Source organism: Wolbachia endosymbiont (group B) of Athalia cordata (assembly GCF_947251845.1).
GTDB lineage: Bacteria > Pseudomonadota > Alphaproteobacteria > Rickettsiales > Anaplasmataceae > Wolbachia.
This window is the reverse complement of the sequence record NZ_OX366383.1, coordinates 337,585-352,253: the sequence shown is the minus strand read 5'-3', so window position 1 is coordinate 352,253 and position 14,669 is coordinate 337,585. Positions and strand designations below refer to the sequence as shown.

The window sequence follows — 14,669 nt, the reverse complement described above, 5'->3', positions numbered from 1 at the left end:
TTTAAAATACTGCATAATAAGATTATATGAGAAAATTTTTACTGAAGCCAAAAAAGAGTCTAGGGCAAAATTTTATTTTATCGAATGAGATAATAAAAAGAATAGTTGCCTTAGCTGGTAGCCTGAAAGATTTTAATGTTATTGAAATTGGTCCTGGGTATGGTGCGTTAACAAGAGAAATATTGGCATATAATCCAAAGTTTCTACTTTCTATAGAAAAAGATAGTAGTTTAGTGAAACATCACGAACAATTGCTAAATGAGCATCAGGGAAAATATAGAATTATAGAAGCAGATGCACTTAATGTTGTAGAAAAAGAGCTGGTAGAATGTCCAGTCAAAGTCATTGCTAACTTGCCTTACAATATCTCAGTAGCGTTATTTTTAAAGTGGTTAAATAATATAAAATTTTTTACGAATTTGACGTTAATGTTCCAAAAGGAGGTAGCAGAGCGTATTACAGCAGAACCTAATTCTAAAGATTATGGTTCCCTATCAGTGCTAAGCCAGTTACTATGCGACATAAAGAAGGAATTTGATATTGAACCTAAGGAATTTTTTCCAAGACCAAAAGTATATTCTTCAGTAATTACAGTAAAACCTTTACCCACTCCAAGATTTGCAGTAAATTTAGAAACCTTAACAAAGCTAACACGTGCTGTGTTCGCTCAAAGAAGAAAGATGCTGAGAAATAGCTTGCAAAGTATAACTAGTGATGTCTCAACTATTCTTGAGAATGCTAAACTGAGTGGAGACGAACGTCCAGAAAGCTTAACTATTGAGCAGTTCTGTTTGCTAGCAAATAATGTAATTTTGCGATAAATATATTAGGAGCTACATCCCTCTTCTATCCTATTTTGATCTAAAAATAGCTGGAGCCAGGCTAATTTTGCAAAAGCTCTATTGCAATTTCATTAATTGGCGTATAAGCTTTAAATAAAGCATATGAAAAAAATGGAAGCTTGTTATTCGTTTGACGATGTACTTCTCTTACCGGCCTATTCTGATGTATTGCCTCGTGATGCAGACACAAGAACTTATCTAACAAATAATATAGAACTAAATATCCCTCTCATATCCTCTGCAATGGACACTGTCACTGAATCAGGCTTTGCAATAGCTATTGCCCAACATGGTGGAATAGGTTGCATACATAAGAATTTATCAATAGATGAACAAGTGTTAGAAGTAAGAAGGGTGAAAAAATATGAAAGCTGGATCGTGTATAACCCAATTACAATTTCCCCAGATAAAACAGTTGCAGAAGCAGTTTCATTAATGAGAGAGTATAATTATTCCGGCATTCCTGTAGTTGATCAACGCAAGTTAGTGGGAATTTTAACTAATCTAGATGTGAGGTTTATTGAAGACCAGAACATGAATATAAAAGTTTCCGAGGTAATGACAAAAGATAAGTTAGTAACAGTTCGAGAGCAGGCAGTAAACAGCGCCTCAGCAATGAAATTGTTGCATGCAAATAGAATAGAGAAGCTTTTGGTTGTTGATGAAAATTCTTGTTGCATAGGTCTAATCACAGTTAAAGACATCGAAAAATACAATAGATATCCAAATTCATGTAAAGACAGTAAAGGTCGACTCAGAGTTGCCGCTGCAATTGGTACTGGTAAAAAAGACGGTATAGAAAGATGTGAAGCTTTGGTCGAAGAAGAAGTTGATGTGGTTATTGTAGATACCGCTCACGGTCATTCCGAGAACGTTATCAGCACCATTAAGGAAATAAAAAAGATGTATCCGAATACGCAATTAATCGGCGGAAATATTACAACAAAGGAGGCTGCTGAAGCGTTAATTGATGCTGGTGTTGATGCAGTGAAAGTTGGAATAGGGCCAGGATCAATTTGTACTACCAGAATAGTTACAGGCGTTGGTATGCCACAATTCTCTGCGATCAAGAATATTGCAGAGGTTTGTAAAACAAAAAACGTCAGACTAATTGCTGATGGTGGAATAAAATATTCGGGAGATGTTGCAAAAGCTATTGCAGCTGGTGCTGATACTGTGATGATAGGTTCAATCTTTGCTGGTACTGAGGAAAGCCCAGGTGAGATTATCATGTATAAGGGTAGAGCATATAAGGAATATCGAGGAATGGGATCTATTAGTGCAATGAAACGAGGGTCAGCTAGCCGTTATTTTCAAGATTCAAAACTTGATTTAGTCCCACAAGGAGTAGAAGCAAGAGTTCCTTTTAAAGGTCCAGCTTCAGGAGTGATCTGTCAGTTAATTGGTGGGTTGCAAGCTGCAATGGGTTACACTGGCAACCGTAATATAGAAGAGATGAAAAAAAACTGCAAATTTGTCACTATTACTTCATCAGGGTTAAGAGAAAGTCATGCTCATGATATAATCATTACACAGGAAGCTCCAAATTACGCTTACCAAGCATCTAATTTATCATCTGATTCAGAGTAAATACAATCCCCTTTTGAGTGGGTCATTTCAACACTGGTACAACAATTGATATTAATATTAAGAGTCAAAAAGATGTCATCTAAGTGGCTGACACTGGAAAATCGATTGTAAATAAACTGACTACATAAAATTTTTGATCAAAATCAGTGCTATAAGTTGGAATAGCAACTTAAGGTAGATTGCCAGCTTAATATATTTTGATAAATCCAAATTATTTTAGCTATAAGAGAGCTTTGCTTTTTTGCTCCATCAGAATTGGCTTACTTTTAGTGATTCATGGAGTTAAAAAAGTCAGCATTGCTCTTTGTTAAAAGTAATTTGTCACGTAAAAACTCCATTGCTTCAACAGATCCCATAGGGTTAAGTATCCTACGCAATACCCATATTTTATTTAGTATGGCCTTATCAACTAATAGCTCTTCCTTCCTTGTTCCGGATTTTGTAATATCAATAGCAGGGAATATACGTTTATCAGCAAGTTTTCTATCTAGTATAATTTCAGCATTACCTGTGCCTTTAAACTCTTCAAAAATAACATCATCCATTTTTGAACCAGTTTCTATAAGGGCTGTAGCGATGATTGTCAAAGAACCACCATTTTCAATATTACGAGCTGCTCCAAAAAAGCGTTTTGGTCTTTGCAGCGCATTTGAATCTACACCACCGGTTAGAACCTTTCCAGACGAAGGAATGACTGCATTATAAGCACGTGCAAGGCGAGTTATAGAATCAAGCAAAATCACTACATCTTTTTTGTGTTCAACCATTCTTTTAGCTTTTTCTATTACTATTTCAGCAAGTTGGACATGACGGTAGGCAGGTTCATCAAATGTAGAGCTTACCACTTCACCCTTTACAGAGCGTATCATATCTGTTACCTCTTCGGGTCTTTCATCTATAAGTAATACTATTAGTTCTATTTCAGGATGATTTGTAGCTATAGAGTGAGCCATTTGCTGAAGCAATATCGTTTTTCCTGTACGAGGTGGAGCAACTATCAATGCTCTTTGTCCTTTTCCAAGAGGTGTAACTATATCTACAGCACGCATGTTTATATCTTTTTTATTATCTCCGCTACTGTTGTTTTCAAGGATGAGGCTTTTTTCAGGATAAAGCGGAAGCAAATTATCAAAATGGACGTACTTTCTTAATTCACTGATTTCAGTAGAGTTTATACTTTGAACCTTAGTTAAAGTAAAATATCTTTCTTTATCACCAGGTGGCCTTATTTCTCCACATGCCATATCTCCTGTACGTAAATTAAACTTCTTTATTTGGCCATTGGAAATATAAACATCATCGGTACTTGGAGCATAATTTGCACTTGATGAACGTAAGAAACCAAAACCATCAGGCAATATTTCCACTACTCCACTTCCTGTGGTTATGCCTCCTTCTTCACTCATTTTCTTCATTAAACTGAATATCATTTCCTGTTTTAGCATCCTGCCATTGCCTTTGCCACTAGTTGAAATTTTTCTTTCTTCAGCTAGCTCTAACAATTCTTCTGCTGTTTTCTCTTTCAATTCACTCAGGTCCAATGTTTTCTTGTTTTTTTCAGCACCTTCACTGGTCATTTGTTTTACTGCGTCAGCATTATGAATTTGTTCGCTTTTTTCAGGTTGACCTACAACCTCTCCTTTTGCTAAGACATCTTCATTGATTGTTGTCATAATCCTCCAAAAATTTTAATTGATGCTTACTAACCTAAAATGTGAATATAAAACAATAAATTAGGCTGAGCTAGTTTTTAGTGCGTATTTAGACTTAATTATTATCAAACTAGATACTTTACTTACATTATACTGATAAAAACTAACAAGTCAAGTCAATTTAATATTAACAAAGTACAAGAATTTGAGAATCATCAATAGCTATTATTTATATTTTTTAATCTTTGTTTCTTCTCTTCTTCTACTTTCGCTTTTTCTACTTCCGCTTCTAAATTTTCCTGGCTACATAAACCAAGTAGTACAGGATCTTGAGGTTTGATATTGAGTATGTTATGATGAGATCCATCTCTTACCTGCTCAACTGTGTAATTTGTTGTACTAACTAGCTTAGCTATCACATTATTGTTCAAGATAGGAAATTTTTTTACCAAATAATAAATCGCATTAGGTTTATCTCTACGCCTTGCTGTGGAAGCAAAGGCAAGAAAGCTAATCGTCTTTGCCCTTTTTTTTATATTTTTTATAATCAAATTTGGTACACGATTTGGATTTTTTTTGCAATTATCGATTTCTTTTTCAGTAATTATTTCAGAAATAATAGGGTCATACTTTTCAACTTCTATTTCCTCATCAGCTATGTCTTGTACTTTTTCAAGGGATAACTTGCAACATTGTGCTATTTGATCAAAAGTTAAGCTAGTGTTATCAACCAACCAAGCAGCTACTTGCATGAAAAATTGTTCATTTCTATCTTTATTGTCTTTAGAAGATTCCATTGACATCGAAAAAACATCTCCCATTTTAATATTCCTTTACTGTTATAGAAATAAAATATAAACCATTAAAACTAAAAAAGCATTAACTTTGTCATCCAATGGCTTTTTGGTTTATATTTCTTATCTCTTAGAACCTGTTCATAATCTTTTGAGGAGGAAAGAAGTAAAAGCAAATTTGTAGGCTAGTATTAAGTTTACGCTCGCAATTTTTCCAAAGTCGCCTACATTTTTCCAACCAGGCAAAAGATCTCTCACGTTAGCTAGTTGTTACTCTCTAATCCTGAAAATTGGCGTTCTATACTGTCTTAAACGTTTTATAAGCTCGTTTCAGCTTACGTAGGTAAAACCTAGAAATATTGTGAAGACATAAGGTGCACATAGTGCAAAAAATTAAAAATAAGACGCCAACTGTATAATACTTTTGTCGTTTAATCTGCACAGATTGAAGATAATAAAATACCTTCAGTCTTATGATAAGGAAAATGGGAAAATGTGTAAAGTAATCTTTTTCACCTCTGTGAGCTACTTGAATTACAAAAGAAGAGATACTAACCTCTTACATTCAAACTCACATAAATCATGAATTATGCATGTTTCACACGAAGGTTTTTGCGCTTTGCAAACATATCTACCATGCAAAACTAGCCAATGATGAGCATAAAGTAGGTATTTTTTTGGCACTACATTCAAAAGAGACTGCTCTGTTTTAAGTACATCTTTTTCTTTCACAAGCCCAACTCTATTGCTCACTCTAAAAACGTGAGTATCAACTGCCAATGTTGGAATACCAAGCCCTGAATTTAAGAACACATTAGCGCTCTTTCTCCCAACCCCTGGTAAAGATACCAAATCATCGAAATTAGTAGGCACTTTGCTATTGTACCTCTCAATCAATATTTTACTGAGCCCGATTATATTTTTTGCTTTAGAATTATATAAACCAATACTGCTTATGCATTTTCTCAGCTCACTTTGCCCAAGATTCAACATTTTTTCTGGCGTATCAGCGATACTAAATAGCTCCTTTGTAATTTTATTAACACTTATATCGGTCGTCCGCGCTGACAGAACTATTGCAACTAATAACGTAAAATGATTGGTATAATTTAGCTCTATTTTTGGCGCAGGATTTGACTGTTGAAATTTTTCAAATATTAATTCTACTTTTTTTGAGTCCATGCATAGAGCTAAAAGCTTATACTATACTGTTTGCTGTGCAAATTCAATTGCTCGAGGATGAGGTAGTCCTTCAATATTAACATCAGACATATCAGTTTTTACCTCATCAAAATTCCTCTCAGCAAACTCGCTTGCCACTTCTGCAAAACATTTTCTAACAAGAGGCATGATAATTGGCATTAACAGTTTTCGTGGATCATACCGTCCTAACAGATCAGTCTCCTTTTGCACTCTATCTCTTGGATCTTCCTCAAGTAAATCTTTCATGTGTTTTTCAGTTTATATTTCACAACCTTTTGAAAAAATAGGAGCTAATGCTTCAATTAATACTGCCAATAACAATAGTGGACCAAGTACAGCTCCACCAACAGTTAATCCATTAGCAATGAAATTTATTGTAACTAAATAAACAGAAAAAGCAGCTAAAGGATAGTTGATAAGAAGCTTACTGCCTAGCGCGATATAGTTCATTTTACTTATGAATTCATCAGTGGAAATTTCTGAATTTTTATACTTTTCCATATAATAATTCACTAATAAACCAGAGGCTCTACTAATAGCGATGTTAAATGCTATGATCCACCATGAAAAATAGCAACCTATAGTAACTGTAGTTAACAGGCCTAAGGGTAGAACACTAAGAGTCCGAATAAATAGTAAGGCATTTTTACGTTCTATAAATCTTAACGCTAATTCTTTTTTATCCTCATCTACTAGGTTCTTTTTTTCCTTTAGAGGAGAAATATAAAGAAATAGCCGCATACTAGGTTTTGATAAGCGTTTATTAAGCTCGCCAGGGTCTGACGACCTAAAAAAACTGCTATAAATATCTCCTGAAAAATAGTATTCCACATCCTCTTCAAACGCACTATCATTCTTTTTTAATATAGAAGTCAATTCATCAAAATCTTTACCTATAGCTTCTTCACTAATCCCTAGTGTATAGAACAGCTTCTTTCTATAATGAAATTCACGTGCTGTTAAACGCCCATCACTTTCAGCATCAACGCTGACCTTAACACAAGGATTTCCTGACTCCAAAGGTTCAATGTACTTTTTTAGCTCTTGATAAGCTTTATAAATCTGATCAAATCTATTTTTGTCTCCACCTTTGTCAGGATGGTTTACAAGTATCAATTTATTATATTGTTTTTTCAGAAACTTGCTAAGAGCTTGATAATCCTTACCTACAATTTGTTCAGCTTTTATCTCTAGTACGTTAAACAGATCATTATTATCATAAAACTCCTGACCAGTTAACTTGAAATGTTGACTCATTACTACACCTCACATAAATACACGATGCTATTAGTGTAATATATTTAATGTTTCACACAAGCATAAAAATATCAAGCAACCACTAAGAGAAGAAACCCTCTTTCCCATCATACAAATACAACTTATCCATTCTCACTACATTAAAGTTATTTTCTTCGAGTTTGATTAGTAAATTATTCACGTCACTATTTGTAATAGTTTTCTTTTCACTATTCGCAATAAACCTACAAGTTATTTGGTCACTTAAAGATTTTGAACTTCCTGGCCAAACTGCAAGACCCTTTGAGTATATTGCTATCATCTGCAGATTACTCGATTCTAATAATCCTACTATTTGATCAAAATTGTTGGATTTGTCCCAGGCAAGCGTTATATCACTACCCACTAGCTTTTTAACTTTGTAATCTTGTTCGTAATTGTCTTGTACTTTATTTATTTTACTATCCGAATCACTGCTAATTATAAGCTCAGATAACGTTGTGGGTTTTTTCCCTAGATTATCTATAACAGCTTTTGCAAATTCTTTTGTTCCAACCTTTTGTTTACTCTTTTTCTCCTTATATAAATCAGCGGTATGTACTCCATCTTCCAAAGTCTTGAGCCATGCATCGTAGATTAGTTTTGCAGTACTCACTTGACCAATATAGACCAACATATGTACTGCGGCATTTAAAAGACCAGAAGGATTAGCTATATTTTTTCCTGCAATATCAGGAGCAGAGCCGTGAACCGCTTCAAACATTGCATATTCATTACCTATATTGCTACTTCCTGCAAGCCCTACAGAACCTGAGGTTTGTGCTACTATGTCTGATAATATGTCGCCATATAGATTTTCAGTTACTATAACATCGAAATTCTCGGGTTCTGTGGCAACACGTGCCATTCCAATATCAACTATATAATGTTCCGCCTTTATATCCGGATATTCTTTTGCAATACGATCAAACGCTGCATGAAAAGCGCCGTCAGTCATTTTCATTATGTTGTCTTTAGTCAGGCAAGTTACTTTCTTTCTGTTATGTTTTTTCGCATATTCAAAAGCGTACCTGCATATTTTTTCTGAGCCAGATCTAGTAATAATTTTAGTGCATTGGTACGAGTCACCAGTGAGCCTATGCTCTATTCCCGTATAAACGTCTTCTTCATTTTCACGTATTACAACAACATCAAATTTATCGAATTTATTTTCTATAACAGGGTGATACGAAATGCATGGTCTAATGTTTGCATACAGCCCTAAGTTCTTTCTGAGCGCAACGTTTAAGCTTTTGTGCCCTTTACCTTGAGGGGTTGTTGTTGGAGATTTGAGTAATATCTTTGTCCTTTCGATAGATTCCCAACCACTCGGAGAAATTCCATGAGACCATTCTTTACTGTAAACATGCTCACCTATTTCAATAATATCTATTGAGATTTTCGCTTCTGCTTCACGCAATATCGACAGCACCGCTTCCATAATTTCTGGTCCGATACCATCACCATACGCAACTGTGATTGGTGTTGACATAACTTTCCTAACTATAAATAATTTAATGTTAATTCAAATAATAGAGTGGGTCAATATTATCCAAATTGGCATATTTACGATTGTTTAATAACGTATCTTTATATTAGTTGGTAATATAAAATATAGGTGGGGTATATATGAATACTGAAACGAGTGTTAAAGTAAATTATGTAGGGTTTACAAGGCGTACTGTAGCAGAAGTACTTGACTATATCATATTTTTCTTTCCTTTATTCATTCTATACATTGCAGTATCTGGCAATCACGAAGTTGATAACTTTCATGACGAAATTAAACAGTTAACATCTCCTTATACAATCTTTACATCAATGCTGTACACAGTATTAGAAATATTAATGATAACAAGACTGGGAGGTACTCCAGGACAGTTGTTATGTGGTATGTATGTCAAAGATGCAAATACATTTAAAAGTGTTACTCTAATGCAAGCAACAATAAGGTGCATTTCTGAGGCAGCTTTATCATTTGTTTTTCTTTTTTTAATTGATTATGTTTCTCAGTGGTTTGCAATTTTACCGATTCTAGTTTTTATATTCGCAATATTTGACCAACGTAAGCAGTTTCTTCATGATAAAATTGCAAAAACAGTAGTGATAGACTATAAACCTAGTTGATATTTTTCTATGTGTATTACTACTTGCAAAGTGACTTTTTTTGTTTCTGCATGAGCTAAATTAACTACCAATATCATACCTGAAGAACCCACCTGACCATTCTAGAAAATTTAACGCTGAGTACACTTTACTTTTAGCTTCTTCCACAGTGTTTCCTTCTCCTACTATATTTAGCACTCTTCCGCCATCGGAAATCCAATTACCACTTTCATCCAACTTAGTACCAGCATGAAACACTAGTACACCAGGAATGTTTTCAATTTTATCCAATCCTTTAATTACTTCTCCCTTTTGATAATCACCAGGATAGCCTTTACTTGCAACAACTACACAAACTGTAGCTTTGTCATTAAACTCCACCATTTTTGTATTTAACTTGCCTTCTGCAACTGACAACATCAACTTTAACAAATCACAATTTGGATCAAGTCTAGGTAAAATAGATTGTATTTCCGGATCCCCAAACCTAACATTATACTCAAGAAGCTTTGGACTATCTTTGCAAATCATTAAACCAGCAAAGAGTACGCCTTTATAGGATGTTCCCATGTTAGTCAGTGCTTGAATTGTAGGATATATTATTTTTTGGATAATTTTTTGCTCCATCTCCTTACTTATAATCGAAGGTGATGAGTATGACCCCATGCCTCCGGTATTTTGTCCCTCGTTATTTTCACCAACTCTCTTGTAATCTTTTGCACACCCAAGGGTTACTACCTTCAACCCATCAATAAGAGCAAAAAAACTTACTTCCTCTCCAATTAAAAACTCTTCTATGATTATTTCTTCACCTGACTCACCAAGATTTTTCTCCACTAGCATTGAATCTATTGCTGAAAAAGCCTCATTTTCTGTGTGGCATATTATGACACCTTTCCCTGCTGCAATTCCATTTGCTTTAATTACAAGCGGCAATTTTATTTTATTACTACGGACAAAATTTTTAGCTAACCTTTCATCAATAAAACGTTCATATTTGGCGGTCGGTATACCATATTGTTTACATAGTTCCTTCGTAAAAGACTTTGATGCCTCAAGTTTTGCAGCTGCTTGACTTGGAGCAAAAACGTTTATCCCCTCCGCAGTTAAATCATCAGCAAGCCCATTAATTATCGGCTGCTCTGGACCAATAATCACTAGCTCTATATTTTCTTTCTTGCAAAATTGTGTAACATCCACTGAATCTTGAATATTTATATTCACAAGAACTCCAAAATTTTCCATGGCCGGGCGACCAGGAGTAACATATAACTTAGTCAAGGTAGGAGACTTCTTTAAAGCCCAAAGTAAAGCATGCTCACGCCCACCAGAACCTATAACCAGAACCTTCATCTTTATTTCCTCGCTTTTCTATATGTCAAAATTATTGTTTGCTTATAACAGTATCATTACTCATGTATCTTTGCAACACGTTTGGTATTGTAACTGACCCATCGGAATTTTGATAATTCTCCATTATGGCAACAATTGTTCTTCCTATGGCTAAAGCTGAGCCGTTTAAAGTGTGAACGTATTTTTTTGTTTTTCTGTCAGTTTCTAAGAAGTATTTAGTATTCATTCTTCTTGCCTGGAACGTACCGCAATTTGAGCAGCTTGATATTTCTCTATATTTATTTTGCTCAGGTAACCATACCTCTATGTCATAAGTCTTTTGTGCAGCAAAACCCATATCGCCACTGCAAAGTAGCATTACTCTGTACGGTAATTCTAGTTTTTTTAATATCTCTTCAGCAACACTAGTCATACGTTCAAGCTCGTCTTTTGACTGGTCTTCAGTTGTGATGCTTACCAACTCCACTTTACCAAATTGGTGTTGCCTTATCATACCTCTTGTATCTCGTCCTGCGCTACCAGCTTCTTTACGAAAACATTCTGAATATGCAGTAAAACGAATAGGCAGTTCTTTTTCTTCTATTATTTTGTCAGCAACTAAATTTGTTAAAACTACTTCACTTGTGGGAATTAATCTTAATTTATCGGTAGTTAAATATGAGTCATCAGAAAATTTTGGTAGCTGACCAACGTTATACATCGCCTCGTTTTTCACCAGGGCTGGGTGATACACCTCAGTATAGGCAAATTCATTAACATGTGTTTCCAGCATAAAATTTATTAATGCTCGTCCAAGCTTAGCTAACTGTCCTTTTAGTATTGTAAACCTTGATCCAGAAATTTTTGCTGCTTGTTCAAAATCCATCAAGCCTAACCTTTCTCCGAGTTCATAATGAAATTTTGGTGTAAAATCAAATTTTCTTTTCTTTCCATATTTTCTGATTTCTACGTTGGAGCTCTCATCTTCACCTATTGGTACATTTTGTGCAGAAATATTTGGTAAGTTAGATAAAATATCCACTAACTTATTTTTTTCTGTTTGCTCCTTGAGGCTGATTGTCTCTATCTCACTTGTGATGCTTTTTGATAACTTTACTTGTTCTTCACATGGGCTTTTGTTCATTTTAAGCCTCTTTATTTCTTCCGTGACCTCGTTTCGTTGCTTATTTAAAGCTTGCAATTTAGTAGTCAGTGATCTTTTTTTATGGTCTATCTCTAATATTTCTTTTGCAGTAAATTCTTTCACCCCTCTGCTTTTTATTGCTTTTTCAAATCCTTTAGGGTTTTTGCGTATATGTTCTATATCATGCATATGTTGTGCTATTACTAACATCATTACTCTACTTCAAAAGCTTTGAATGCTCAATATTTTTACATATAAATGCTAATATTGATTTTACCTTCATAATTTGCTAGAATTGATAAACGTGAAATATAATATGTTAGCCATCATAGAAAGATACAATAAATCTAAAGAGAGTACTCACTTCACTAAACTTAAGGCTGGCGGAAGATTTGCCATTTATGCGCTTGGTATATACTTAGCAGCTACAGTTACTATTGGCTGTTTGGGGTTAATAATAGGATCTACTTTCTTAACTTTACCACTTGCTATGCTAATTTTTCATCCTGTAGCTTGGATCTTAATGGGAATAGTGCTTACAGCAACATACAAGATGGTTATTGAACCTTTATTTTACTTGGTAAAAGATTATGTTGATGGAAAAGGAATTATAAAGGAAGAAAAGAGTGAAGAAAAAGGAGTTGAGTTACGAGAACAGAATCCAAAAGAGCCAAAGTTAACAAGTATGGATAGTCTGGTAATGTTGGATAATACTGTTAAAAATGGAGAATTAATAAAAAGTCAATCATTGGACAGTGGACTAGATGTTATATCAAGAGAAACAGATGATTCGGATAAGAGGGTACGTAGAAATTCCTATTCTCCATCTACAGATAGTGGTGTGAGTATGGGCTCAATAGAAAGTGAGCAACCTAAACAAACAAAAATTGTTCGATATAATACTACAGGTGATGGAAACTGCTTTTTTCATGCAGTGTTTGGTGATAGCAGCTCCGGTCAATATAAGGCTGAAAGAGCACAAGATATGAGAATGGAATGGAACAAATTTTTAAGTCAATTTAAATCTTTAGGTGATTCAAGTATGCCAACTCCTTTAAAGGAGCAGCTAGAAAAGGTTTTTAATATGTTTTTAAATAAGCCAGGCGATTTAACTGGTAAGTCTGATAAAATAAGGAAGTTGGTTGAACAAATGAATAAGGAAATTAAAAATGCTGAAGATAATGTAGAAAAGTTAGTGAGTAAAGCTGTTAGTAAACTTAATATATCACGCGATCAAGCTATACATAATTTAAAAGAATATGCAGAAGCTCTTTATGGCCTTGGTGAAAATGAATACAATACCCAGTATAGTAGTGAATTTATTACACAATCATTCCTTAACAAACCTGAACTCTATCAAGCTTATCTTGAAGCAATAAAAAGTCAAAGTTATTTTATTTTTATTGAAGAAATTAGTATATTAGCTTCTTTAGCTAATATTGAAATTAATGTTTACTATAAAGATAACAACAGCGAGGAGCAAAAAAAGTTTGAGCCAAATCTACAAATGATAAATGATGATCAACTAAATCAGATATTTAATCGTGAGAGTTATAAATTAAATGACGAGTTGTGGGGTGATAAAAAACAAGAAACGATATACTTAACGCCTGGTCATTATGAGAGGTGCGAGGTGGTAGAGGTAGAGCCTTCTCTTATAGAGAAAGTAAATTCATTATTTGTGCAAGATGTTATAATAGCAGCTTGTAATAGTGTTAAAAATGCATTTTCTAGCGACTAGAAAGCCTATGTCCCTACAAATAGGAAGTTTGACGATTGATTCTCCAGTTATTTTAGCGCCAATGTCTGGAGTGACTGACTATCCATTTAGGAGTATTGTAAAGAAACTTGGTGCAAGTTTGCTAGTCTCAGAAATGATTGCAAGCAGAGCTATGATCATGCAAACTCGCCAGAGCATGCAAAAAGCAAAAGTCGATGAACTAACCGCTGTACAACTTGCTGGTTGTGAGCCTGATGTTATGGCGGAAGCTGCAAAGCTAAATGAGGGCATGGGTGCAAAAATCATAGATATAAATTTTGGTTGTCCAGTTAAAAAAGTTGTAAACGGTTACGCAGGGTCAGCACTTATGCGTGATGAAAAAAAGGCTGCTGAGATAATAGAAGCTGTAGTCAAGGCAGTGAGTGTGCCAGTTACAGTAAAAATGCGTACTGGATGGAATGACGAAAATCGTAATGCTCCGCGCTTGGCAAAAATTGCAGAGGATTTGGGAGCACAGATGATTACTGTACATGGAAGAACAAGGGCACAGCTTTATAATGGTCAAGCAGATTGGAAATTCGTTAGAAATGTCAAAGAGCAGGTAAAAATTCCGGTTATAGTAAATGGGGATATTAAAAATTTGGACGATATTCAAAACGCGCTCAAAGAATCAGGGGCAGACGGAGTGATGATAGGTCGTGGTGCTTACGGCAAACCTTGGCTGATTAATCAAGCAATAAACTTTTTGAGTGGAAATAAAGTTTATGAGCCAACAGCCTCAGAGAGATTAAGCATAATACTCAAGCATTATGACAGTATTCTTGAGTACTATGGAAGCGATACAGGAATAAAGATGGCCCGCAAACATATAGGATGGTACAGTAGCGGGCTTCAAAACTCATCTGAATTTCGTGTAAGAGTAAATAACATAATAGACAGCACAGAGGTGAAAGAAAATATAATTGATTTTTTTAGTTAAAAACAGATTAAACATACTACCTCATTAGCTAT

At 34.7% G+C, this 14,669-nt stretch carries 11 protein-coding genes and 3 pseudogenes; 5 read left to right on the top strand and 9 right to left on the bottom strand.

Annotation, left to right across the window (positions count from 1 at the left end):
* Positions 1 to 26: 26 nt before the first annotated feature.
* Together rsmA and guaB are read left to right on the top strand one after the other, a co-directional pair.
* On the top strand, positions 27 to 821 hold the full coding sequence (gene rsmA, locus OPR30_RS01730) for a 16S rRNA (adenine(1518)-N(6)/adenine(1519)-N(6))-dimethyltransferase RsmA (protein WP_264378025.1): 795 nt from the start codon (positions 27 to 29) through the stop codon (positions 819 to 821).
* 123 nt (positions 822 to 944) lie between these two features.
* Complete coding sequence (gene guaB / locus OPR30_RS01725) at positions 945 to 2,432, top strand: IMP dehydrogenase (protein WP_265030973.1); 1,488 nt, start codon at positions 945 to 947, stop codon at positions 2,430 to 2,432.
* Positions 2,433 to 2,698: 266 nt separating this feature from the next.
* On the opposite strand, the gene rho is transcribed toward guaB, so the two are convergent.
* The 7 genes and pseudogenes from rho to icd form a co-directional block, all read right to left on the bottom strand.
* Positions 2,699 to 4,105 carry a transcription termination factor Rho gene (gene rho / locus OPR30_RS01720; RefSeq protein ID WP_010402274.1) on the bottom strand — a complete coding sequence of 469 codons (1,407 nt, stop codon included), beginning with the start codon at positions 4,103 to 4,105 and terminating at the stop codon, positions 2,699 to 2,701.
* A 194-nt stretch (positions 4,106 to 4,299) separates the two neighbouring features.
* Positions 4,300 to 4,905, bottom strand: coding sequence for a cell cycle transcriptional regulator TrcR (locus tag OPR30_RS01715; protein ID WP_265030972.1), 606 nt, complete (start codon positions 4,903 to 4,905; stop codon positions 4,300 to 4,302).
* Between the two features lie 114 nt (positions 4,906 to 5,019).
* Positions 5,020 to 5,134 (bottom strand): annotated as a pseudogene (locus OPR30_RS01710) (IS5/IS1182 family transposase); the annotation flags it as partial.
* 278 nt (positions 5,135 to 5,412) lie between these two features.
* The gene (gene nth, locus OPR30_RS01705; protein ID WP_265030971.1) at positions 5,413 to 6,060 is read right to left on the bottom strand and encodes an endonuclease III; all 648 of its coding nucleotides are present in this window, start codon (positions 6,058 to 6,060) and stop codon (positions 5,413 to 5,415) included.
* 21 nt (positions 6,061 to 6,081) lie between these two features.
* Positions 6,082 to 6,834 (bottom strand): annotated as a pseudogene (locus OPR30_RS06395) (molecular chaperone DnaJ); the annotation flags it as partial.
* A gap of 71 nt (positions 6,835 to 6,905) precedes the next feature.
* Positions 6,906 to 7,338: pseudogene (locus OPR30_RS06390) on the bottom strand (molecular chaperone DnaJ); the annotation flags it as partial.
* 82 nt (positions 7,339 to 7,420) lie between these two features.
* A complete protein-coding gene (gene icd / locus OPR30_RS01690) occupies positions 7,421 to 8,848 on the bottom strand; it encodes an isocitrate dehydrogenase (RefSeq protein WP_265030968.1) in 1,428 nt (475 codons plus the stop codon).
* Between the two features lie 137 nt (positions 8,849 to 8,985).
* Here icd and OPR30_RS01685 point away from each other — a divergent pair, with 137 nt between their 5' ends.
* A complete protein-coding gene (locus OPR30_RS01685) occupies positions 8,986 to 9,483 on the top strand; it encodes an RDD family protein (RefSeq protein ID WP_264375727.1) in 498 nt (165 codons plus the stop codon).
* A 60-nt stretch (positions 9,484 to 9,543) separates the two neighbouring features.
* Here OPR30_RS01685 and purD read toward each other — a convergent pair whose 3' ends face one another.
* Together purD and serS are read right to left on the bottom strand one after the other, a co-directional pair.
* Complete coding sequence (gene purD / locus OPR30_RS01680) at positions 9,544 to 10,815, bottom strand: phosphoribosylamine--glycine ligase (RefSeq protein WP_265030967.1); 1,272 nt, start codon at positions 10,813 to 10,815, stop codon at positions 9,544 to 9,546.
* Positions 10,816 to 10,846: 31 nt separating this feature from the next.
* The gene (gene serS / locus OPR30_RS01675; protein ID WP_265031107.1) at positions 10,847 to 12,127 is read right to left on the bottom strand and encodes a serine--tRNA ligase; all 1,281 of its coding nucleotides are present in this window, start codon (positions 12,125 to 12,127) and stop codon (positions 10,847 to 10,849) included.
* A 127-nt stretch (positions 12,128 to 12,254) separates the two neighbouring features.
* Between serS and OPR30_RS01670 the strand changes: the two genes are divergently transcribed.
* Together OPR30_RS01670 and dusB are read left to right on the top strand one after the other, a co-directional pair.
* A complete protein-coding gene (locus OPR30_RS01670; RefSeq protein WP_265030966.1) occupies positions 12,255 to 13,679 on the top strand; it encodes a hypothetical protein in 1,425 nt (474 codons plus the stop codon).
* Positions 13,680 to 13,686: 7 nt separating this feature from the next.
* Complete coding sequence (gene dusB, locus OPR30_RS01665) at positions 13,687 to 14,637, top strand: tRNA dihydrouridine synthase DusB (protein ID WP_265031106.1); 951 nt, start codon at positions 13,687 to 13,689, stop codon at positions 14,635 to 14,637.
* Positions 14,638 to 14,669 lie beyond the last annotated feature (32 nt).

Bases quoted from the DNA above. Each gene is read 5' to 3' on its own strand.
- rsmA (WP_264378025.1), top strand. From the start codon at position 27: ATGAGAAAATTTTTACTGAAGCCAAAAAAGAGTCTAGGGCAAAATTTT.
- guaB (WP_265030973.1), top strand. From the start codon at position 945: ATGAAAAAAATGGAAGCTTGTTATTCGTTTGACGATGTACTTCTCTTA.
- nth (WP_265030971.1), bottom strand. From the start codon at position 6,060: ATGGACTCAAAAAAAGTAGAATTAATATTTGAAAAATTTCAACAGTCA.
- OPR30_RS01715 (WP_265030972.1), bottom strand. From the start codon at position 4,905: ATGGGAGATGTTTTTTCGATGTCAATGGAATCTTCTAAAGACAATAAA.
- icd (WP_265030968.1), bottom strand. From the start codon at position 8,848: ATGTCAACACCAATCACAGTTGCGTATGGTGATGGTATCGGACCAGAA.
- dusB (WP_265031106.1), top strand. From the start codon at position 13,687: ATGTCCCTACAAATAGGAAGTTTGACGATTGATTCTCCAGTTATTTTA.
- OPR30_RS01670 (WP_265030966.1), top strand. From the start codon at position 12,255: ATGTTAGCCATCATAGAAAGATACAATAAATCTAAAGAGAGTACTCAC.
- OPR30_RS01685 (WP_264375727.1), top strand. From the start codon at position 8,986: ATGAATACTGAAACGAGTGTTAAAGTAAATTATGTAGGGTTTACAAGG.
- rho (WP_010402274.1), bottom strand. From the start codon at position 4,105: ATGACAACAATCAATGAAGATGTCTTAGCAAAAGGAGAGGTTGTAGGT.
- purD (WP_265030967.1), bottom strand. From the start codon at position 10,815: ATGAAGGTTCTGGTTATAGGTTCTGGTGGGCGTGAGCATGCTTTACTT.
- serS (WP_265031107.1), bottom strand. From the start codon at position 12,127: ATGCATGATATAGAACATATACGCAAAAACCCTAAAGGATTTGAAAAA.